General features: G+C 64.3%; 18 protein-coding genes. 14 read left to right on the forward strand and 4 right to left on the reverse strand.

The features are described 5' to 3' along the window. Window positions 1–24: 24 nt before the first annotated feature. Complete coding sequence (locus KI794_RS06735; protein ID WP_119279297.1) at window positions 25–837, reverse strand: ParA family protein; 813 nt, start codon at window positions 835–837, stop codon at window positions 25–27. A gap of 88 nt (window positions 838–925) precedes the next feature. Here KI794_RS06735 and def point away from each other — a divergent pair, with 88 nt between their 5' ends. Then, on the forward strand, window positions 926–1,417 hold the full coding sequence (gene def, locus KI794_RS06740) for a peptide deformylase (RefSeq protein ID WP_255809580.1): 492 nt from the start codon (window positions 926–928) through the stop codon (window positions 1,415–1,417). Between the two features lie 78 nt (window positions 1,418–1,495). Here def and KI794_RS06745 read toward each other — a convergent pair whose 3' ends face one another. Continuing rightward, window positions 1,496–3,325 carry an AMP-dependent synthetase/ligase gene (locus KI794_RS06745; protein WP_255809581.1) on the reverse strand — a complete coding sequence of 610 codons (1,830 nt, stop codon included), beginning with the start codon at window positions 3,323–3,325 and terminating at the stop codon, window positions 1,496–1,498. 138 nt (window positions 3,326–3,463) lie between these two features. On the opposite strand from KI794_RS06745, the gene KI794_RS06750 reads away from it, so the two are divergent. Then, complete coding sequence (locus tag KI794_RS06750) at window positions 3,464–4,144, forward strand: lysophospholipid acyltransferase family protein (protein ID WP_119279602.1); 681 nt, start codon at window positions 3,464–3,466, stop codon at window positions 4,142–4,144. Between the two features lie 115 nt (window positions 4,145–4,259). After that, on the forward strand, window positions 4,260–5,645 hold the full coding sequence (locus KI794_RS06755; protein WP_119279604.1) for a class II 3-deoxy-7-phosphoheptulonate synthase: 1,386 nt from the start codon (window positions 4,260–4,262) through the stop codon (window positions 5,643–5,645). A 207-nt stretch (window positions 5,646–5,852) separates the two neighbouring features. Here the strand turns inward: KI794_RS06755 and pknB are convergent, their stop codons facing one another. After that, window positions 5,853–7,835, reverse strand: coding sequence for a Stk1 family PASTA domain-containing Ser/Thr kinase (gene pknB / locus KI794_RS06760; protein WP_255809582.1), 1,983 nt, complete (start codon window positions 7,833–7,835; stop codon window positions 5,853–5,855). A 94-nt stretch (window positions 7,836–7,929) separates the two neighbouring features. Between pknB and KI794_RS06765 the strand changes: the two genes are divergently transcribed. Beyond that, window positions 7,930–8,280, forward strand: a complete 351-nt coding sequence (locus KI794_RS06765) for an Rv2175c family DNA-binding protein (RefSeq protein WP_119279303.1) — start codon at window positions 7,930–7,932, stop codon at window positions 8,278–8,280. A gap of 1 nt (window position 8,281) precedes the next feature. Here the strand turns inward: KI794_RS06765 and KI794_RS06770 are convergent, their stop codons facing one another. After that, on the reverse strand, window positions 8,282–9,376 hold the full coding sequence (locus KI794_RS06770; protein WP_119279306.1) for a polyprenyl synthetase family protein: 1,095 nt from the start codon (window positions 9,374–9,376) through the stop codon (window positions 8,282–8,284). A gap of 71 nt (window positions 9,377–9,447) precedes the next feature. Here KI794_RS06770 and KI794_RS06775 point away from each other — a divergent pair, with 71 nt between their 5' ends. From KI794_RS06775 to KI794_RS06820, 10 genes are all read left to right on the forward strand, one after another. Further along, window positions 9,448–9,816, forward strand: a complete 369-nt coding sequence (locus KI794_RS06775) for a DUF3040 domain-containing protein (RefSeq protein ID WP_119279308.1) — start codon at window positions 9,448–9,450, stop codon at window positions 9,814–9,816. A gap of 533 nt (window positions 9,817–10,349) precedes the next feature. Further along, on the forward strand, window positions 10,350–10,781 hold the full coding sequence (gene mraZ, locus KI794_RS06780; protein ID WP_119279310.1) for a division/cell wall cluster transcriptional repressor MraZ: 432 nt from the start codon (window positions 10,350–10,352) through the stop codon (window positions 10,779–10,781). Window positions 10,782–10,794: 13 nt separating this feature from the next. After that, entirely contained in the window at window positions 10,795–11,763 is a 969-nt protein-coding gene (rsmH, locus tag KI794_RS06785) for a 16S rRNA (cytosine(1402)-N(4))-methyltransferase RsmH (RefSeq protein ID WP_255809583.1), read from the forward strand. Further along, the gene (locus KI794_RS06790) at window positions 11,763–12,350 is read left to right on the forward strand and encodes a hypothetical protein (RefSeq protein ID WP_119279314.1); all 588 of its coding nucleotides are present in this window, start codon (window positions 11,763–11,765) and stop codon (window positions 12,348–12,350) included. The genes rsmH and KI794_RS06790 overlap by 1 nt, the downstream gene beginning before the upstream one ends. A 32-nt stretch (window positions 12,351–12,382) precedes the next feature. Next, complete coding sequence (locus tag KI794_RS06795; protein WP_255809584.1) at window positions 12,383–14,200, forward strand: peptidoglycan D,D-transpeptidase FtsI family protein; 1,818 nt, start codon at window positions 12,383–12,385, stop codon at window positions 14,198–14,200. Window positions 14,201–14,211: 11 nt separating this feature from the next. Then, window positions 14,212–15,771: a Mur ligase family protein gene (locus KI794_RS06800; RefSeq protein WP_255809585.1), complete on the forward strand. Its 1,560-nt coding sequence runs from the start codon at window positions 14,212–14,214 to the stop codon at window positions 15,769–15,771. After that, the gene (locus KI794_RS06805; protein ID WP_255809586.1) at window positions 15,768–17,204 is read left to right on the forward strand and encodes a UDP-N-acetylmuramoyl-tripeptide--D-alanyl-D-alanine ligase; all 1,437 of its coding nucleotides are present in this window, start codon (window positions 15,768–15,770) and stop codon (window positions 17,202–17,204) included. Before KI794_RS06800 ends, KI794_RS06805 begins: the two co-directional genes overlap by 4 nt. Next, window positions 17,201–18,286, forward strand: a complete 1,086-nt coding sequence (mraY, locus tag KI794_RS06810; protein ID WP_119279322.1) for a phospho-N-acetylmuramoyl-pentapeptide-transferase — start codon at window positions 17,201–17,203, stop codon at window positions 18,284–18,286. The genes KI794_RS06805 and mraY overlap by 4 nt, the downstream gene beginning before the upstream one ends. Next, the gene (gene murD / locus KI794_RS06815; RefSeq protein WP_119279324.1) at window positions 18,283–19,764 is read left to right on the forward strand and encodes a UDP-N-acetylmuramoyl-L-alanine--D-glutamate ligase; all 1,482 of its coding nucleotides are present in this window, start codon (window positions 18,283–18,285) and stop codon (window positions 19,762–19,764) included. Before mraY ends, murD begins: the two co-directional genes overlap by 4 nt. A gap of 3 nt (window positions 19,765–19,767) precedes the next feature. Then, window positions 19,768–20,988, forward strand: a complete 1,221-nt coding sequence (locus KI794_RS06820; protein ID WP_119279326.1) for an FtsW/RodA/SpoVE family cell cycle protein — start codon at window positions 19,768–19,770, stop codon at window positions 20,986–20,988. Window positions 20,989–20,990: the final 2 nt, after the last annotated feature.

Raw genomic sequence — 20,990 nt, forward strand, 5'->3', positions numbered from 1 at the left:
TATGCGCGCTGGGCGCCAAGTCTACTAAGCCTGTTTTGCCTGCGCCGCGGCCTGGCCCGCAGACCTCAGCACGCGGTCAAGGACCAGGTCAAAGTTAGCGGCCATCTCCTGCGCAGGTTCGCCAGGCCAGAGGTGCACAGGCTTCGCGGCGCCCTGGGCCTGCTGCAGCGCAGGGCGCTCGGGGAGCTGCGGGTTCAGCACCAGGGGGCCAAACATCTCACGCAGCTCGCGGATGCGGAACTGGTGCTCCATTGACTGCGGCTGCGTGCGGTTGATGAGAATTCCAAGGGGTTGCAGTCGTGGGCTCACGCCGCGGCGGATCTCCTCGATTGCGCGCAGGGCGCGGTCAGTTGCTGCGACGGCGAACAGGCTCGGCTCGGTGACGATAAGTACGCGGTCGCTCGCTGCCCAGGCAGTACGCGTCAGGGCGTTCAGCGAGGGCGCGGAGTCGATGATGACGAGGTCGTAGTCGGCCTCGACAGTCGCGAGCGCCTCCTCGAGCTTCCAGATGTCGCGGGCAGAGGGGTGCGGGCCGTCGAAGTTGATCGCGGAGGGGCTGCCAACGAGCAGGTCAATCTTTCCGCCCTCGTGGAACTCATTCCAGCCGCTCGGTGCGATCGCTGAACGCACGACCTTCTCCTTGGGAGACTCAAGCACGTCTGCGACGTTCGCGAAGCCCTCAGGGTCGACTGCGAGCCCGGTGGAGACGTCGGACTGCGGATCGAGATCGACGACAAGCGTCCTGAGTCCACGTGAGAACGCCGCCGACGCAATGCCGAGACTTACTGTCGTCTTTCCTACGCCACCTTTGAGGGAGCTCACACTCAATACATGCACGTTTCGAGCTTACTGGATTCCGATTGGAAACTGTTGGGTGTTCTTCCAAAACGGCAGCGATTTGCGCTGAGCCGATAGCATCGAGGCTATGGCAAAACGCGAGATTCGATTGTTCGGTGACCCGGTGCTGCGCACGGTCTGCGACGAGGTGACTGAGATCGATTCGGGGGTGCGCGCAATCGTCGCCGACCTCGTTGAGACTGTCGACGAGCCGGGCCGGGCCGGGCTCGCCTCAACACAGATTGGCTACACCGTGCGCGCGTTCAGCTTGAACATCGACGGCCACATCGAATACGTGTTGAACCCGGAGCTTGTTGAGGTATCGGGAGAGCCCGTGCCGACGGGCGAGGGGTGCTTGTCGGTTCCTGGCCTGTGGTTCGAGGTGATGCGCTACCCGTACGCGAAGGTGCGCGGGATCGACCTCGAGGGCAACGAGATCACTATCGAGGGCGAGGGGCTGAAAGCACAGGCTCTGCAGCACGAGTGCGACCACCTTGACGGGAAGCTGTACATCTCACGGCTCGACCGAGAGGCCCGCGGCGAGGCAATGCGGCAGATCCGCACCTCTACGTGGTTCTAGCCGCGCGGACACACACGAAACGCATGTGGGGGTGCTCCGACTCAGAGCCGGAGCACCCCCACATGCGTCTTGTGCAGGCTAGTGCTGCGTCTGCACCGCCTCAGTCTGCGGGTTTTCGCCGTAGATGTCGGCGATCTCCGACGCGAAGTCGCGCAAAATGTTGTCGCGCTTGATGCTCATCTTCGGAGTGAGGTGACCGTTCGCTTCGACGAAGTCAGTCGGCAGGATGACGAACTTGCGAATCGACTCAGCCCGTGACACGTACTTGTTGCCTTCGTCGATGGCACGCTGCACCTCGGCGAGCACCTTCGGGTGGCGCGCGGCCTCTTCGACAGTCATGTCAGGGTTCTCACCCTGGTTCTTCAGCCAGGCGGGCAGCATCTCCATGTCGAGCGTGACGAGCGCCGCAATGAACGGCTTCTGCTCGCCGACTGCAACGACCTGGCTGATGATCGTGTTCGCGCGGATTGGATCCTCGAGAGCCGCAGGCGCAACGTTCTTGCCACCAGCGGTGACAATGATCTCCTTCTTGCGGCCGGTGATCGACAGATAGCCGTCGCTATCGAGCGAGCCGAGGTCGCCGGTCTTGAAGAACCCGTCCTCGGTGAAGACTGCCTTCGTTGCCTCAGGGTTGTTCCAGTACTCCTTGAACACGTCGATTCCCTTGACCTCGATCTCACCGTCTTCGGCGATTCGAACGGTGTGGCCGGGCAGCGCGGGGCCGACAGTGCCGATCTTGAACTTGTCGGGCAGGTTTACGGTGACCGGAGCCGTCGTCTCTGTCAGGCCGTAGCCCTCGAGGATCTTGATTCCGAGGCTCCTGTAGAAGTGGCCGAGGTACTGGCTCAGGGGTGCAGAACCCGACACTGCGTACTTGACGCGGCCGCCGAGCTTCTCACGGAGCTTCGAGTAGACAAGCTTGTCGAACACCTTGAACTTCAGGCCGAGCATGAACGGCACGTTGCCAGCATCGAGCGCCTCGGAGTGCTCAACTGCGACCTTCGCCGCAGTGCGGAAGATCTTCCCCTTGCCCTCAGCCTCGGTCGACTGCTCAGCCGAGTTGTAGACCTTCTCGAATACGCGGGGTACCGCGAGAAGGAAGGTGGGGTGGAAGGTGCTCAGCGCAGGGAGCAATTGGGTGGTGTCTGCCTGGTGGCCAACGCGCACGCCACCGTGCACGCACAGCACGGAGATAAAGCGGGCGAAGACGTGGGCGAGCGTGACGAAGAGCAGCGTCGCGGCGCCCGGCTGCTGCACGAGTTCCGACAGCGCGCTGCCGGCGTTGCGAGACAAGTCGACGAAGTTCGAGTGGGTAAGTACGCAGCCCTTCGGTCGACCGGTGGAACCCGAGGTGTAGATCAGCGTTGCGATGTCATCGCCTGATGCAAGGTTTCGGCGACGCTCGATCTCGGCGTCGTCGACACCCGCGCCCTTCGATGTCAGCGAAGCGATTGCGCCCTCGTCGAGGCGCCACACGAGATCAACCTGAGTGAGCTGATCCTGGACTTCTGCGAACCTGCCGAACTGATCGCCTGTCTCGACGATGAACCCTCGCGCTCCCGAATCCTCAAGGATCCAGTGGATCTGCAGCGCCGACGAGGTCTCGTAGACGGGAACCATGACAGCGCCGGCGTAGTGCAGCGCAAAGTCGACGAGCGTCCATTCGTAGCTCGTCTTGCACATGAACGCGATGTGGTCTCCTGGCTCGACGCCAGCCTCGACGAAGCCTTTGGCGAGGGCAACGACCTGGCTTCTGAACTCGGTCGCCGTGATGTCAGTCCAGCCGCCATTCGACGGTGTGGCGAAGAGGGGGCGATCGGGGGTGGCTGCCACCCGCTGTTCGAGAAGGTCTGTAATGTTATCCTCGGGAACCGGGGGAACGAGCAGTGGTGTTTCTGACAGCTTCACGGCAACTCCTTTGTACCTCGTGTCGGACGCTGTTCGCAGCGGTTTCGCTGCGAACATGTATGCTCTCACCCTATCTCTATGCGCCTGTGGGCGCGCGGCTCCGCTATTCTGGAGCTCTACGAAGGGAACCAGCTCACTTTGCTTTACTGGATCTTTAAACACCTGATCGTCGGGCCCTTTTTGAAAGCGGTGTACCGGCCGTGGGTGGAGGGAGCCGAGAACATTCCGGCGACTGGCCCCGTAATTCTTGTCGGGAATCACCTATCGGTTATCGACTCGTTTTTCCTGCCAATCATGATCGAGCGACGCGTGTACTTCCTCGCGAAGAGCGAATACTTCACCGGTAAAGGGCTGAAAGGGTGGCTCGTAAAGACCTTCATGCTCGGAGTCGGTCAGCTGCCAATCGACCGCTCGGGGGGTAAGGCATCTGAGGCATCCCTGAACACCGCACTCAAGGTGCTTGACCGCGGCGACGTCCTTGGGATCTACCCGGAGGGCACTCGCAGCCCTGACGCCAGGCTCTACCGTGGCCGAACTGGCGTCGCCCGGATGGTGCTTGAGTCAGGCGTCCCGGTCGTTCCAGTTGTGATGATCGACACCGAGAAGGCGATGCCGATCGGCGCGAAGTTCCCGAAGATCCGGCGCATCGGTACAGTGATCGGCCAGCCGCTCGATTTCTCACGTTTCGAGGGTATGAGCGCTGACCGCTTCGTGCTGCGTAGCGTGACCGACGAGATCACGCTCGCGATCCAGGAGCTCAGCGGCCAGGAATACGTCGACGTGTACGCGTCGAGCGTTCGCGAGCGCGCGGGCTCCTAGCTGGCGCGTTCGCTCATGGCTGTGGCCTGGAATGCCACGTCGGCGCGGCGTGTTGGGTAGTGTTGAGTGGTGCCGCTAATTGGGGCGGCGCCTTTGAGATACACACGGGATGGCCATGAACGCAGCAAGCGTAGAGACCCTGACGGCGCAGCAGACCTTTGAGCAGCTCGATGCATATCGTGCACTCGAGGCAAAGCAGCAGCCGAGCTGGCCCGACGCCGCCGCGCTCGAGTATGCGAAAGAAGAGCTCTCAACGCAGCCGCCACTCGTGTTTGCAGGCGAGGTAGACCAACTCCGCGAGCGGCTCGCAAGCGCCGCCCGCGGCGAGGCATTCCTTCTGCAGGGCGGCGATTGCGCCGAGACGTTTGAGGCGGCGACAGCAGACAAGATCCGCGACCGCGTGAAGACGCTGCTGCAGATGGCAGTCGTGCTTACCTACGGTGCCTCGATGCCAGTCATCAAGGTCGGTCGCATGGCCGGGCAGTTCGCGAAGCCCCGCTCGAGCAACGAGGAGACCCGCGAGGGTGTCACGCTGCCCGCGTACCGAGGTGACCTCGTGAACGGCTACGACTTCACGGCGGCCTCGCGCACCGCGGATCCGAGCCGTCTCGTGCGCGGCTACCACGTCTCAGCCTCGACGCTGAACCTCATTCGCGCATTCACGCAGGGTGGGATGGCTGACCTGCGCCAGGTGAACTCTTGGAACCAGGGCTTCGTCTCAAACCCCGCGAACCAGCGGTACGAGGCCCTCGCGACTGAAATCGATCGCGCACTCCGCTTCATGGATGCGTGCGGGGTCGACCACACGGCGCTCACCCAGACTGAGTTCTACGTGAGTCACGAGGCGCTGCTGCTCGACTACGAGCGCCCGCTCGCGAGGATCGATTCGCGCACAGGCGAGCTCTACGGCACCTCAGGGCACATGCTCTGGATCGGCGAGCGCACCCGCGACCTCGATGGCGCACACGTCGACTTCCTGTCGAAGCTTCGCAACCCGATCGGCGTGAAGCTCGGCCCGACGGCCACGACTGACGACGCACTGCGGCTCATCGACAAGCTCGATCCTGAGCGGGAGCCAGGCCGCCTGACATTCATCACGCGTATGGGCGCTGAGAAGATCCGCGACGTGCTCCCAGGCCTGCTCGCTGGCGTGCGAGACGCGGGCGCGCAGCCGCTGTGGGTCACCGACCCCATGCACGGGAACGGCATTACGACGGCGACGGGCTTCAAGACACGCCGCTTTGGTGACGTCATGGATGAGCTGCTCGGATTCTTCGAGGCACACCGTGAGGTAGGAACCTACCCTGGCGGCATCCACGTCGAGCTCACCGGCGACGACGTTACCGAGTGCCTTGGTGGTTCGGAGAACATTGACGAGGAGGCGCTCGCGACACGCTACGAGTCAGTCTGCGACCCTCGTCTGAACCACATGCAGTCGCTGGAGCTCGCGTTCCAGGTTGCTGAGGAGCTGAAGCGAACCGTGGGCGCTGGCGCACGCTAACCAACTGAAACCCGCTGAGGGCACGCTCGCGAGAGCCTGGCCTCAGCGGGTGAGTTGTTTCTGCGAGCTGCGTACGTCCCTGAGGTGCGACCGCTCGTGAGCTGCTTTCGCCTGGCCGCCTGGCCGCCTGGCCGCCTGGCCGCCTGGCCGCCTGGCCGCCTGGCCGCCTGGCAGCCTGGCCGCCTGGCAGCCTGGCAGCCTGGCCGCCTAGAGCGAGAGCTGAGAGGTGATCCTGATCTCGGTTCCGGCTTCGACGCGCTCGCCAGCTGCCGGATTCGTGCCCGTCGCCTTGGCAAATCCGCGCAGCGCCTCAGGCACGAGCGTCGAGGGTGAGAAGCCCGCGCCTGCGAGCGTGTCCATTGCTTCCTGGAGACCGAGCCCTGACACGTCAGGAATCTCGAAGAGCTCGGGTCCTGTCGAGATCTGCAGGCCGACAGTGTCGCCAGGTCGAACAGGGTCTGTCGTCCAGTTCACGGCGACGACCTGCCCCTTGGGGACATCGTCTGAGATGACCTCGGTGTTGTGGGCACTATCGACTGTGAGCTCGCTCTTGCTGAGCACGCTTGTCGCCTGGTCGACTGTGAGACCGTTGACCGACGGAGGTTGGCCTGCAGAGACGATGAGGTTGATAGTGCCGCGCTCTGGGAACGTGCTGCCAATCTCGGCGTCGTCGGCGTCGAGAGCGGCGAGCACCTGGCCCTCGGGCGTGTCCGAGAATCGGGTGTCGGACACCTCGCCAAATGTGAACTTGCTGTCGCTGATGAGCGCTGTGGCATCGTCAAGCTGGAGGCCGACAAGCGTTGGCACGGCAAGCATTTCCGGGCCCGTCGACTTACAGAGCGTGACTTCGGAGCCGCGGTCGAGTCGAGAACCCGGGCCCGGGGTCACTGCCGAGGCAAGGCCAACCTCGACCTCAAGGCTCGAGCAGTCTGTCACCGCAACTGTCAGGTCGAGCGCTTCAAGTTCGGCCTGAGCGTCGGCAACTGTCATGCCAGAGACTTCGGGAACTGTGACGGCGGAGCCTGGTCCCTGTCCGAACCAAAAGGCTCCGGCGCCTGTCGCGACGGCGAGTGCGGTGACGATGAGCGCCATGGTTCTGCCCCTGCGAGCGCGGCGAACGCCCTGGGCGTGTGCGCGATCGGTGCTCGTCGCGGCGGCTGCAGGCGCGACCGCGGCGTCCCGGGTGCCAGCCTGCAGGGCTGCCTGTTCGACACCGTTCAGTACTGTCGTGGAAGGAGTGAGGCGCGTCGTCGCGGCGTCGTCGAACGCATTGCCGGGCAGCACGGTTGTGTCTCCGGGGCCCTGCCCAATCGGGAGCACGGCTGTCGCGAGTGCCTCGGGCATGCCATACGGGTCGTTGCGGAGTTCGCGCATATGCAGGAGCGCCTCGCCCGCGTTCGCTGGCCGAAGTTCAGGATCGCGTTGCGTCAGCCACACAACGAAACTGTCGAGTGCGGGAGTCGAGACATCGCCTGATTCCGACGGCGCGGGCACGTCCGAGTGCGCGTGCTGGTACGCAATCTGCATTGGCTGTTCGCCGGTGAACGGTTGGGAGCCCGTGATCATCTCGTAGAGCATGATGCCGAACGCGTAGAGATCGCTGCGCTCACCGGCAACGCCGCGGGTGACAAGCTCGGGGGAGAGGTACGCGATCGTTCCGAGCAGGGCCTGGCCCGTCGTCGTGTTTGCGCTCACCGCTCGTGCGAGGCCGAAGTCGCCAAGCTTGATCCTGCCGTCGTCTACGAGCAGCACGTTCTCGGGCTTGAGATCCCTATGCACTATCCCAGCGTTGTGAGCCGCCGCGAGGCCAGCGAGCACGGCTTCGCCGATCTCGAGGCTCTGATCGAGCGTCAGCCGCTGTTGCTTCTTGAGGAGTTCGCGGAGCGTGATGCTCGGCAGATACTCCATGACGAGGTAGACCCTGCCAAGGTCTTGACCTTGGTCGAACACGTTCACGAGGTTCGTATGCGAGAGGCGTGCAGCACTGCGAGCCTCGCGGTCGAAGCGTCGTGTGAAGTCTGCGTCTTCAGCGAGGTGTTCGTGCATCACCTTGACGGCGACCTTGCGTTCCAGCCGCAGGTCGTGCGCAAGGTAGACCATTGCCATACCGCCGCGGGCAATGCGTGAGCGGATCACGTAGCGCGCGTCGAGCGTCTGCCCGATAAGCGGGTCGATAGTGGCAGGGGTCACGGGGAAAGTCTACGGAAGATTGCATGCGCATACCCTGCCGCGCGCCGTGTGCTTGCGGATTGCGCTTCGGGGAACACGCTGGCAGAGTTATGGGGTGTCAGAGAATACTGCATCAATCGGCTCGACCCTTACTATCCCCGAAGTCGCTGAGCGCCTCGGGATCCCGCTCGGCAAGGTACACCGCCTCGTTGAAGACCACTATCTCGCGATCGTGCGCATCGACGGGGTTCGGCGGGTGCCAGTCGAGTTCATCAACGACGACAACGAGCCGCTACACTCCCTGCGCGGCACGCTGCTCGCGCTCAGCGACGCCGGACTCAACTCTGAGGAGTCGATGAACTGGCTGTTCTCGGTGAACGACGAACTCGGCGTGCGGCCGATCGACTCGCTCGTCGCCGGTCACAAGAGCGCGGTACGCCGCGCCACACAGTCGCTCGCGTTCTGAGTTAAGAACTCCGGCTGGCGGCGCGGCCGGCGAGAGCGCTCAGGCGTTCTGCCGCTGCGCCGTCAAGCTCTGCGAGTGCTCGGTGCGCGCGGTCGATGTTGCGCGTGATCATCTGTTCGACCTGCTGTTCAGCGCCGCTGTCGCGAATGGTGCGCTGCAGCATGTACACCTGCTCGGTATCGAGGTCGGTGCCGAGCAGGTCATCGAAAATGCGCCGCTGGGTCACGGGCAGCGCCTCGCGCGCAAGTGTCACAAGCACCGTCCGCTTGCCTTCGACGAGATCGTCACCACTCGGCTTGCCCGTGAGCTCTTCATCTCCGAAGACGCCAAGGAGATCGTCGCGTAGCTGGAACGCGACTCCGACAGGGAGACCGAACCCCGCGAGGGCAGCCTCCTGTTCTGCGCTAGCGCCCGCGAGCGCCCCGCCGATGAGGAGCGGTGCCTCAACGCTGTACTTCGCCGACTTGTAGACGAGCACACGAGTGGAGCGGTCGAGCTGTTCCGCGTGTTCGGCGAAGCTTGAGCGCTGCTCCTCGAGCACGTCGAGGTACTGGCCGACAGCGACTTCGCTGCGCATCCTGTTGAAGTGTGCGCGGGCTGCCCGCGAGAAGGACGACTCAGCTACCGCGTCGCAGGCGCGGTTCATGAGCTCGTCGGCCCACGACTGGAGGAGGTCGCCGAGCAGGATCGCGCTCGAAATGCCAAAGTGCTCGGGCGCGCCGCGGTGGCCATGTTCGCCGTGAAGCCCGGCAAAGCGTTTGTGGACGGCTGGGCGGCCACGGCGCGTGTCGGAGCGGTCGATGACGTCGTCATGGATGAGCGCTGCTGCGTGGAAAAGCTCAAGGGCGCACGCGGCGTCGAGGACAGCGCCGAACTCGGCCGTCACCGGGCCGGCAATGTCGAGGGGGCGCACGGCGCGATACCCGTGTACGGCGAACAGGGCCCGGAATCGCTTGCCGCCGGTCAGGAAACCCTTGGCCTCGTCGAGCAGCGGAGCCGCGTCTGGACCGAGCGGCTCGAGGTCTGCGCGGTGGCTGTCGATGATGTCGTTCAATCGCTCCTGAATAAGGCCTGCGAGTCTCGTCGTTTCGTCCACCCGACTAGCCTATCCGGCGGCCGTGGTCGTAGACTGGATGGGAAGACTTTTCTTAAGGTGAAGGGGGCATCATGGCGCTGTCAGAACACGAACAGCGGCTGCTCGACGAGATGGAGCGTCGGCTCTATCAGAGCGAGGCTGATCTGCTTCCTGCATCGACGGGCGTGCCGCGTCGTTTTAACTACCGTTCGCTCGTGCTTGGCACGCTGCTCGCGCTCGCTGGCATCGGCCTGCTCATCGGTGGGGCCGCCATGCAGCAGCTGTGGCTCGGTCTTCTCGGGTTCGTCGCCATGCTTGGTGGTGTGCTTGTGATGTTCTCGAAGAGAACAGAGGTTGAGCCAGAGCAGTTCTCCTCAAGCGCCCGTCAGACGGCGCAGGCCAAGGAATCGCTTGCAGATCGCATGGAACGCCGCTGGGATGAGCGGATGGGCGGCCAGTAGGTCGCCCCACTTTCCTCCACACGGGTCACAGCTTCGGCTGTGGCCCGTTTTTTATTCCCCTTTCGAGTCAGCCGTCGCCAACCGTTGCGCCTGGGATCTACACGAGAAATGCCCGGATCTCTGGGCACCGTGATTTGTATTGCAGATCTGCGGGTTAAGGGCCGTGGCTTTGCTGGTGAGCCGTTGGGCTGAGTCGCCGCACCTCTGAGTCGCCGAGCTGTTGAGTCGCCGAGCTGTTGAGCCGCTGAGCAGCCGAGCTGCTGAGCAGCTGGGCTACTGAGACACCGCACTCCGAGCCACTGGGCCTGCGTACAGGCCGCCGGTTCTGCCTGGTAGTGCGGCCCTCAGCGCCGGGAAATGCACCGGCGAGCGCAAAAGAGCGCGAAACCGCCCAAAATCGCTCCACTTTGCTCCACCAGTCAAATCAACAGAACTTTCGAGATCTATTCGAGAAATAACGGCCATTTGCGTGATAAGTGGAGGGAAGTGGAGTACCGTGGGAGAAACGTATCGAATGAGGAGGGGAGTGGACTATGTTTCTCGGCACGTTCACTCCGCGCCTCGACGAGAAGGGCCGGCTGATTCTCCCCGCGAAGTTTCGCGACGAACTCGCCGACGGACTCGTGATCACCCGTGGCCAAGAGCGCTGCCTCTACGTCTTCAGCGAGAGCGAGTTCGAGGCGATGCACGACAGAGTCAGGCAGGCGCCGCTCACGTCGAAGCAGGCAAGGGATTACCTCCGCGTGTTTCTTTCGGGTGCACACCCTGAGACGCCAGACAAGCAGCACCGCGTGACGCTTCCCCAGACTCTTCGCGACTACGCGGGCCTCGATAGAGAGCTCGCCGTCATTGGCGCGGGCTCGCGAGCCGAGATCTGGGACGCCCAGGCATGGGAGACCTACCTGACCGAGCAGGAATCAGTCTTCTCCGACATCGAAGAGGAGGTGATTCCCGGCATGTTCTAGCCGGGAACACGTTATGGCACAGCCCACACCACGCAATCCTGCCGAGCTGCACACCTCCGTCATGCTTGACCGCTGCGTTGAACTCCTCGCCCCCGGCGCGGAGCGCGACGGAGCTTTCGTTGTTGACGCGACGCTCGGGATGGGCGGTCACACCGAGGCGCTTCTTGAACGCTTCCCAGGTCTCACAGTTATTGGGCTCGACCGCGACACAGAGGCACTCGAGCTTGCCGGCGCCAGACTCGAAAGGTTCGGCGACAGGTTCGTGCCTGTCCACGCCGTCTACGACGAGATCGACAGGGCGCTCGCTGAAGCCGGCGCACGGAGCATTGACGGTGCGCTGTTCGATCTCGGCGTCTCCTCGCTGCAGCTTGACGACGCCGACCGTGGGTTCGCCTACGCTCAAGACGCCCCGCTCGATATGCGCATGGACCAAACCCGGGGGCGCACCGCGGCTGAGATTCTCGCGGAAGAGCCCGAGGGGCGACTGCGAGAGCTCTTCGAACGTTACGGTGAGGAGCCGCTCGCAGGTCGCTACGCCCGGGCGATTGTCGCGGCGCGCAAAGTCGCCCCGCTCGAGCGCTCGGGTCAGCTCGTCGATGTGCTGCAGGAGGCGACCCCTGCCGCGGTTCTCGGCAAGCGGCACCCGGCCAAGCGGGTGTTCCAGGCACTCCGCGTCGAGGTGAACGGTGAGCTCGCGACACTTGAACGCGCGATCCCCGCGGCGATCGACAGGCTGAACCTCGGCGGAAGGCTCGTGGTGATGTCGTACCAGTCGCTCGAAGACCGCATCGTGAAGCGGGCCATTCAGGGCCGGAGCCGCTCGACGGCACCGCAGGGGCTTCCCGTCGAGCTTCCAGAACACAAGCCTGAGCTGCGCATCCTGACAAAGGGCGCTGAGCAGGCGACAGACGAAGAGAAGGCAGTGAACCCGCGCGCTATCCCGGCACGGCTTCGCGCGGCAGAACGAGTGAGGGAAATGTGATGAACGCAACAGTTCCCGTCGAGGTAGATCCGATTGAGCTGTTCGGCGCGCCCGCGCCGCTGCGCGACACCTCGCGCGATCGCGCAGATCGACTGCGCCCGGTTCCGGCTCCGGCCGCGAAGCCGAAGAAGAGCCCGGTGCTCGGCGCGATCGTTGCCGTATGCGTCATCCTCGGAATATTCGCAGCCCAGCTCGCACTCAGCATTCTCGTGTCGCAGGGCGCGTATGAGAGCCGCGCGCTCGAGATCGAGGAGCGCGACCTCGGCCGCGTCGAACGGGTGCTGTCGCAGAACCTCGACAAGCTCGCATCGCCTCAGAACCTCGTCGAGAATGCAGCCGCGCTCGGCATGGTGCAAAACGTCGCCCCAGCGACGATGCGCCTCAGCGATGGTGCGATCCAGGGAGACCTGAACTCAACGACTCGCGAGGCTAGCCCGAACCTTGTGCCAAACGCTCAGCTCGAGAACCTGCCTGTCGTTGACGCGAAGGGTCTCCTCACGAACCGAAACGCTCAGGCTGCTCCCATCGTCGACGCCGCCGCGGCCGTAGCATGGCAGGGCAAACTTCCCGCACCAGAAACGCACTAGTCCGCTCGGCGGGCCCGTTAGGAGACGAACGAGTGTTGTGGCGAACCCTGCGAGGCACGCGAGGGCGAAACCTGGTTGTCTTCGCCATTCTCGTGCTCGTCGCGCTCGCCTTCATGGTCCGGCTTATCGACCTGCAGATGATCTCTGCCGCGGCGATGAACGAGGAGTCCCACGAGAAACGCGCAGTTCCGGTCACTGTCTCGAGCGTGCGCGGCGACATCGTCGACCGCAATGGCAACGTGCTGGCGACGACTGATGAGCGCTACGACGTGCAGCTCTCGCCGAAGAACACCCTCGTGAACAAGGGCGGGTTTACCCGCCCGGATCTCGAGCGCGGAGCGGGCACCATCGACGTCACACTCGAGCAGGCGTACGCGGAGATCGGCTCGGTCACGGGCCAGAGCGGCGCGGAGATCAAGAAGATCGTCGACGACGCGCTCGAGGTCGATAAGAAGTCGGACTTCGCGTACGTCAAGCGGGGCGTCGACCTCAACCAGCTGCAGGAGCTCAAAAAGCTGCAGATTCCGTGGCTCACTTTCGAAAGCCAGCACAAGCGCGTCTACCCGAACGGCGCCGTCGGCGGCAACATTGTCGGCTTCGCCGGGCAGGACGAGGTCGCCCAGGCGGGTGTGGAACTCTCGCAGGACGAGTGCCTCGCGGGCGAAGACGGGGCAGAGACCTACGAGCGCGGCGCAGACGGCATCCAGCTCCCCGGCAGTGTGGTGGAGACGAAAAAGGCGCAGAACGGCGGCACGGTCGAGCTCACGATCGATCTCGACCTGCAGTGGGCGAGCCAGCAAATCATCAACGAGCAGGTGCAGAACGTTGGTGCCGAGTACGGCTACCTCGTCGTCATGGACGCGAAGACGGGCGAGCTCGTCGCGGTCGCCGAGGACGGCTCGGTGGATCCGAACGACGTTGGTGCGGTTGACGGTGACAGGCGAAACGCCCGCTCTTTCACCTCGCCGTACGAGCCCGGCTCGACATTCAAGATCATCACCGCGGCCGCGCTCATTGACAAGGGCCTCGCCACGCCGCAGAGCACAGTCACGGCGCCAGACAACTGGCAGCCGCAGTCGGGCGTTACCTTCAGCGACTGGTTTAACCACGGCCCGGCCGACTGGACCCTCACAGGCACGCTCGTCTACTCCTCGAACGTCGGCATCTCGATGCTCGGCAGCCAGCTCTCGCCCGAGACGCGCTACGAGTACCTGAAGAAATTCGGGGTGGGCCAGCCGACGAACGCCGGTATGCCGCTCGAGGACCAGGGTATGTTCGCGGACGTCGCTGACTGGGATGCGCAGACAAGCTACGTGACGATGTTCGGTCAGGGCCTGTCGTCGACGATCGTGCAGACCGCCGGGGTCTTCCAGACGATCGCGAACGACGGCGTGCGGGTGCCGCCGTCGATTGTGAAGAAGTGCACGCCGGAGGAGGGGAAGGCTGTCGCGCCCGACCACGGCGACGACGTCAAGGTGATTTCGCCTGAAGCGGCGGCCGAGACCCGGAAGATGCTTGAAACCATCGGCACTGACGGCCTCATCAAGGACATGGCAGCGATTCCCGGCTACCGGATCGGCGGAAAAACGGGAACCGCCGAGCAGTCTGACGGCCAGGGTGGCTACCGCACTGACTTCGTCTACAGCTTCGCAGGCATGTTCCCGATGGACGACCCGCAGTACGTGATCGTGGCGACAGTCGCATACCCGCACGGTGGTGACGGAACCGCCGCGGCTGTGACCGCGTTCCACGATGCGGCCGAGTCCACGATCCGCAAGTTTCACATTCCGCCGTCGACAGGCAAGTACGAGAAGTTGCCAATTGGCGATGAGCTCGCGTCAGCTGGGTAGGATCGATACACGTGACCAGCACTACCGGTGATCTTACGATCAGACCCCAGCACCCGCAGAAGGTGACGCTCGCGCAGCTCGCTGAGCCCTTCTCTCTCGAACTCGCACACGCAGACGGCGAGGTGGTTGTCACTGGCGTGACTATCGACTCGCGTGATGTCCAGCCTGGCGACCTCTATGTCGGCATTCCCGGCGCGAAGCATCACGGCGCGAATTTCGCTCATGCGGCGCTCGCGAGCGGCGCGGCCGCGATGCTGACTGACGCTGCGGGCCGCGACATCGCGCTCGCTGCAGGCGTCGCCGGGCTCCCGATCCTTGTCGCCGATGTGCACCCGCGCTCGATCCTCGGCGAGCTTTCGGCCCGTGTCTACGGCACTGACGCGCTCGCTGCGAAGACGTTTGGCGTGACTGGCACGAACGGCAAGACAAGCGTCGTGTATTGCATCGCACAGGTTCTCGAGGCGGCCGGGCTTCGCCCGGGCCTGAGCTCGACGGCTGAGCGCAGGATCGGCGACGAGGTGATCGTGTCGAACCTCACGAGCCCAGAGGCCTCCGAACTACACGGCCTGCTCGCCCGCATGGTTGAGCGGGGTGTCGAAGGAGTCGCGATCGAGGTCTCTGCGCAGGCCATCGGGCGCCACCGCATCGACGGGGTGCACTTCGACGTCGTCGCGTTCAACAACTTTTCGCAGGATCACCTCGAAGAGTACGGCGACATGGAGACCTACTTCCAGGCGAAGCTCGCGCTGTTTGCCCCGGAGCACGCCGCACGCGGCGTTGTCGTCGTTGACGGTCCGTGGGGGCAGCGCGTCGCACGCGAGTCGCAGATCCCGGTGACAACGCTCGCGACCGAGTACGGCCAGAGCGCCGATTGGCACCTCGCGATCACCGCCCAGAATCTCGACGGGGTCGCCTTCGTGCTTCAGGGCCCCGAGGGCGCACACTTCCGCGGCAGGGTGCCGGTGTTCGGGAGGTTCATGGCCGAGAACGCCGCGCTCGCCCTCATCATGCTGCACGAGGCGGGAATTCCTATTTCCAGGGTTGAGGCGGGACTCACTAATGGGCTCATCCCCGTGCAGATTCCCGGCAGGCTCGAGGAGATCACCGAGGGTGGCGCCGGGCCCCGGTTCTACGTCGACTACGGCCACACTCCAGGGGCCTTTGAGGCGATGCTTGACGCGCTAGGCGAGGTCGCCGAGGGCAAGATCATCTTCATGTTCGGTGCCGACGGCGACCGCGACACGACGAAGCGCGAGGAGATGGGTAGGATCGCCGCTGCTGGTTCTGACGCGCTCATCATCTGCGACTACCACCCGCGCAGCGAGCCACCCGAGCAGATTCGCGCTCAGTTGCTTGAGGGCGCTCGCTCGGCAGCCCACGCGACGCTCTACGAGGAGGCGGATCCGAAGCGCGCGATTCGCCTCGCCATTTCGCTCGCAGAACCGGGCGACGTTATTCTGTATGCCGGTCCCGGACACGAGGACTACCAGGAGGTCGCCGGGGCGTTTATCCCGTACTCGGCGCGTGATGAAGTACGCGGCGCGCTCCGCGAGGCAGGATTGCTTGCGTGATTGAACTCAGTTTCTCCGAGGTCGCTGCCGCGATTGGGGGCCGGCTCGTGCTCGCCCCAGGCGACACGCCTGACACCCTGGTGTCGGGGGAGTCCCAGACCGACTCCCGCGAGGTGCAGCCAGGCCAGATCTTCTTCGCGAGGCGCGGTGACGACACTGACGGCCACCTCTTTGCGGGAAAGGCCGCGCGAGCTGGCGCGAAGCTGCTTGTCGTGGAGCGCGAGCTCAGCGCCGCAGAACTCGGTCTCGACGCCGGCGTTCCAGCCGTCACGCAGCTCGTCGTTGGTGACGCAACTGACGCACTTGGCGCTCTCGCGACCGCGGTGATCCAGCGCCTGCGCGCACACGACAAGTTGACCATCGTCGGGATCACGGGCTCGAACGGGAAGACAACGACGAAGAATTTGGTCGCTGCGATGGCCGAGAAGCTCGGCCCGACGGTTGCGAGCGAGAAGTCGTTCAACAACGAGGTCGGCGGGCCGATGACGATGCTCCGCGCGACGCCCGAGACCGAGACCCTCGTCGCTGAGATGGGTGCGAGTGGCGTCGGCGAGATCGCTCGGCTCACGGCTATGGCTCAGCCGCATATTGGCGTGGTGCTCACTGTCGGGCTTGCGCACGCCGGTGAGTTCGGCGGCATCGAAGCGACCTTCCGCGCGAAGAGCGAAATGGTGCAGAGCCTTGACGCGACCGGTGTGGCGGTGCTCAACCGCGACGACCCTCGTGTCGCCAAGATGGCTGAGCTCACCCCAGCGCGGGTTGTCTGGTTCGGTCAGCACCCCGAGGCAGATGTCCGTGCGAGCGATATCGAGCCTTCGGCAAGCGGCACGACGTTTACCCTGCACGCTGGCGGCGAGTCGCGCTCCGTTGCGTTTCGGGTGCTCGGCGAGCACCACGTCATGAACGCGCTCGCTGCTGCAGCCGTCGGAACGACGCTCGGCCTCTCGCTGGACGCGATCGTTGAGGTGCTCGAAGCGGCGACCCTGGCGGCTCCGGGTCGTATGCAGGTGCTCGGCGGTCGCGACGGAATCACGATCATCAATGACGCCTACAACGCGAGCCCCGATTCGATGAGCGCCGCCTTGCGCACGCTCGCCCAGATCACGAAGCCTCAAGGCCGCTCGGTCGCCGTGCTCGGCGCAATGACCGAACTCGGGGACTACACGATCGAAGAGCACCTCAGAGTCGGGCTGCAAGCCGTGCGGTTGCGGATCCGGCAGCTCGTCGTCGTCGGCCGAGACGCGCGCGACCTGCACATCAGCGCCATCAACGAGGGCTCGTGGGATGGCGAGAGCGTCTTCTTCGAGACGCAGGACGAAGCTTTTGATTATCTCGTCGAGATGCTCACTACCGATGACACGGTGCTAGTGAAGTCTTCGAACGCCGCGGGCCTGCAGGCCCTCGGAGACCGCCTGGGGGAGGCATACGCATGATTGCCATGCTCATCGCGGCGGGGTTCTCGCTGTTGTATTCACTGCTACTGACGCCGTTATTTGTTCGCGGCTTCAACAAGCTCCGTTGGGGGCAGCCGATTCGCGTCGACGGGCCGAAGGAGCACGAGACGAAGCGAGGCACGCCAACGATGGGCGGCCTGATCTTCCTCTCAGGCTCAGTGCTCGCCTACTTCGTCGGCAAGCTTGTCATGGGGGAGACCCCGACGCCGTCGGCGCTGCTCGTCATTCTCATGGCTGTCGGCGCCGGCACTGTTGGCTTCATCGATGACCTCATGAAGACGAGGTTGCAGAATTCCGCGGGCCTCGGCGGCTGGGCGAAGGTCTTTGGCCAGGTCGTGATTGCGGTGTCGTTCGCGCTCCTTGGCCTGCAGTTTGCGAACGAGCACGGCCTCACGCCTGTGTCGACGCACATCTCCATCTTCCGTGACCTGCCGTTTGACTTCATGAGCCTCGGGATCATCGCGGGCACGATTCTGGTGATCCTGTGGGTCATGGTGATCGTCACTGCGACCACAAACGCTGTGAACGTGACCGATGGCCTTGACGGCCTTGCAGCGGGAGCATCGATCTTTGCGTTCTCCGCGTACGTGCTTATCGGGTTCTGGCAGTCGGCACAGAACTGCGCGGCGACCGCGGGCGAGGCCGGCTGCTACGAGGTTCGCGACCCGATGGACCTCGCGGTGATCGCGGCGGCGTTCCTCGGCGGCGTCGCCGGCTTCCTCTGGTGGAATACGAACCCCGCCCAGATCTTCATGGGTGACACTGGCTCAATGGGTATCGGTGGCGCGATCGCTGCGCTCGCGATTCTCACCCGCACCGAGGTCCTGCTCATCCTGATCGGTGGCCTGTTCATCATCGAAACCGGCTCAGTCATCCTGCAGCGGCTCTACTTCAAGGTGACGAAGGGCAAGCGAATCTTCCTGATGAGCCCAATCCACCACCACTTCGAGCTCAAAGGCTGGGCTGAAGTGACGATCGTTGTCAGGTTCTGGATGATCGCAGGTATTTTCGCGATCGTCGGAATCGGCGGCTTCTACGCAGAATGGGTGCTGAGCCAATGACCGCAGTTCAGGATCGTCTCGCCGCGCTGACAAGCTGGCACCACGACTGGTCAGGGCTGCGAGTCGCCGTGCTCGGTCTCGGTGCGACTGGCTTCTCCGTTGCTGACACACTCGTCGAGCTTGGCTCCCGCGTTCGCGTCGTCTACGGCAAGCCTGACGCCGACCGCGAGCGGTTGCTCGACGTGATTGGTTCGGAGCGTGCGCTCGCGGAGACTGACGATGCGCAGATCGCAGAGCTCACAGGCTTCGATCCCGAGCTCATCGTGATCTCGCCGGGTTACCCGGCGCATCACCCCGTGATTGAGTGGGCGAACGAGCACGGCGTTGAGGTGTGGGGCGACATCGAGCTCGGTTGGCGTCTGCGCGATAAGACGGCGAGGATCGCCGACTGGATTTGCATCACCGGAACGAACGGCAAAACGACAACCACTCAGCTCACTGCGCACATGCTCGTCGCCGGTGGTCTGCGGGCGGCACCGGTCGGCAATATCGGTACGCCGCTGCTCGATGCGCTCCGCGACCCCATTGGGTACGACGTGCTTGTGCTCGAGCTTTCAAGCTTCCAGTTGGAGCGCGTCCGCTCGATGTCTCCGTACGCGAGCGCGTGCCTGAACCTCGCGGACGACCACCTCGACTGGCACGGCGGCGCCGAGGCCTACCGCAACGCGAAGGCGAGGGTCTACGAGAACACGCAGGTCGCCTGCGTGTACAACCGAGGAGATCTCGAGACCGAGCGCATGGTCGAAGAGGCAGACGTTATCGAGGGCGCCCGCGCGATCAGCTTCGGGCTCGATACTCCGCCGCCGAGTGGTTTCGGTGTCGTCGAGGGGATTCTCGTCGACCGCGGCTTCCACACGGGGCGACAGAACGAGGCCTACGAGCTCGTCACTGTCGAGGAGCTGAAGGATCGTGGCATCGGCCAGCCGCACATGGGGCTGAACATTCTCGCTGCGGCTGCGCTTGCCCGCTCACGCGGCGTTGAGCCCGCAGAGGTTGCGAGCGCAGTTCTGAGCTTCACTCCCGACGCACACCGCGCCCAGCAGCTCGGCGAGCACGCAGGGGTGTTCTGGGTCGACGACTCGAAGGCGACGAACGTGCACGCGGCAGACGCTTCGCTGCGCGCGCTCTCCGGAGTCGTGTGGATCGTTGGCGGTCTGCTCAAAGGCGTCGACATTACGCCGCTCGTTGCCGAGCACGCGTCCCGCCTCCGCGCCGCGGTCGTCATCGGCGCGGAGCGCTCGGAGGTGCTCGGGATTCTTGCCGAGCACGCTCCCGGCGTTCCAGTCGCCGAGGTGACCGCCGAGCGCGGCATTGCCGTGATGCGTGACGCGGTGCGCGAGGCAGCCTCGTTCGCACAGCCGGGGGACACTGTCTTGTTGTCGCCAGCGTCGGCATCGATGGATCAGTTTGCTGACTACGCCGACCGCGGGCGCGCCTTCCAGGACGCGCTGCGGGAGCTTTCGGCGGACGCGGAGTAGCTGATGGCTGCCGGAGGCGGGGAGCCGGGCGAGGGGAGTGCCCGGCCCGCCCTGGCGGGTGCGCGGATATCGCTCGGCGCCGCCCCAAAGACTGGCAACAATCGCACGGTCGCATTGCTGTGGGGGATCACGCTCTTTCTCACGGGTATCGGGCTCATCATGGTGCTGTCGGCGTCGTCGGTCACGTCATACACGCAGGACCAGGGGAGTCTCGGAGGGTTCACGCGCCAGCTCGTGTTCGCGGGCCTTGGGCTACCGCTCATGGCGTTCGCGGCGACGCGCAAGCTTGATTTTTGGAAGCGGTGGGCCTGGTGGTTTTTCGGCGCAGGGCTGTTGCTGCAGGCACTCGTCTTCACGCCGCTGGGGTTCGCGGTCGGCGGTAACCGCAACTGGCTGCTCATCGGCGGCCTGCAGGCGCAGCCATCAGAAGCGCTCAAGCTCGCGCTCGTCGTCTGGATCGGTGCGGTGCTCCTGAAGAAGGAGAAATACCTCGGGCAGGTGTCTCACGAGCTCGTACCGATCGTGCTCCCCGGTGCGCTTCTCGCTCTTGGCCTCGTGCTCGCGGGTCGTGACCTCGGCACCGTGCTCATCATGGCGGCGCTGGTGATCGGTGCGATGTACTTCGGTGGCGTGAGCTTGAAGTCGCTTGGGATCATCGTCGCTGGTGGTGTGATTGCGACGATATTTTTCGTCGTCACGAGCGAGAACCGCATGAAGCGTCTCTTCGAGCACTCGGGCGGCGAGTCAGACTACTCGGGTATCGGCTGGCAGCCCCAGCACGGCCTGTGGGCCCTCGCGAACGGCGGCATGTTTGGCGTCGGGCTCGGCGGGTCGAAAGCGAAGTGGAACTGGCTCCCTGCCGCCGACAACGACTACATCTTCGCAATCATTGGCGAGGAGCTCGGGTTTGTTGGCGCGATGCTTGTGATTGTGCTGTTCATCGTGTTGGCTGTGCTGATGCTGCGAGTGATCTCGCAGGCGCGAGATCGGTTTGGCCGTGCGGTCGTCGGCGGCGCGCTCGTGTGGATCGTCGGGCAGGCCTTCGTGAATATTGGCGTGGTGATTCGAATCTTCCCCGTGCTCGGCGTGCCGCTGCCGCTGATTAGCTCAGGCGGCACCGCGCTCGTGTCGTGTCTTGTGACGATGGGGGTCGTGATCTCGGTCGCGCGCGACGCGAAGGCCTACCGAGAGGAACTTGCGCAGGGCGCATCCGTGGGACGATAGAC

It is taken from the genome of Leucobacter aridicollis (assembly GCF_024399335.1).
GTDB lineage: Bacteria > Actinomycetota > Actinomycetes > Actinomycetales > Microbacteriaceae > Leucobacter > Leucobacter aridicollis_A.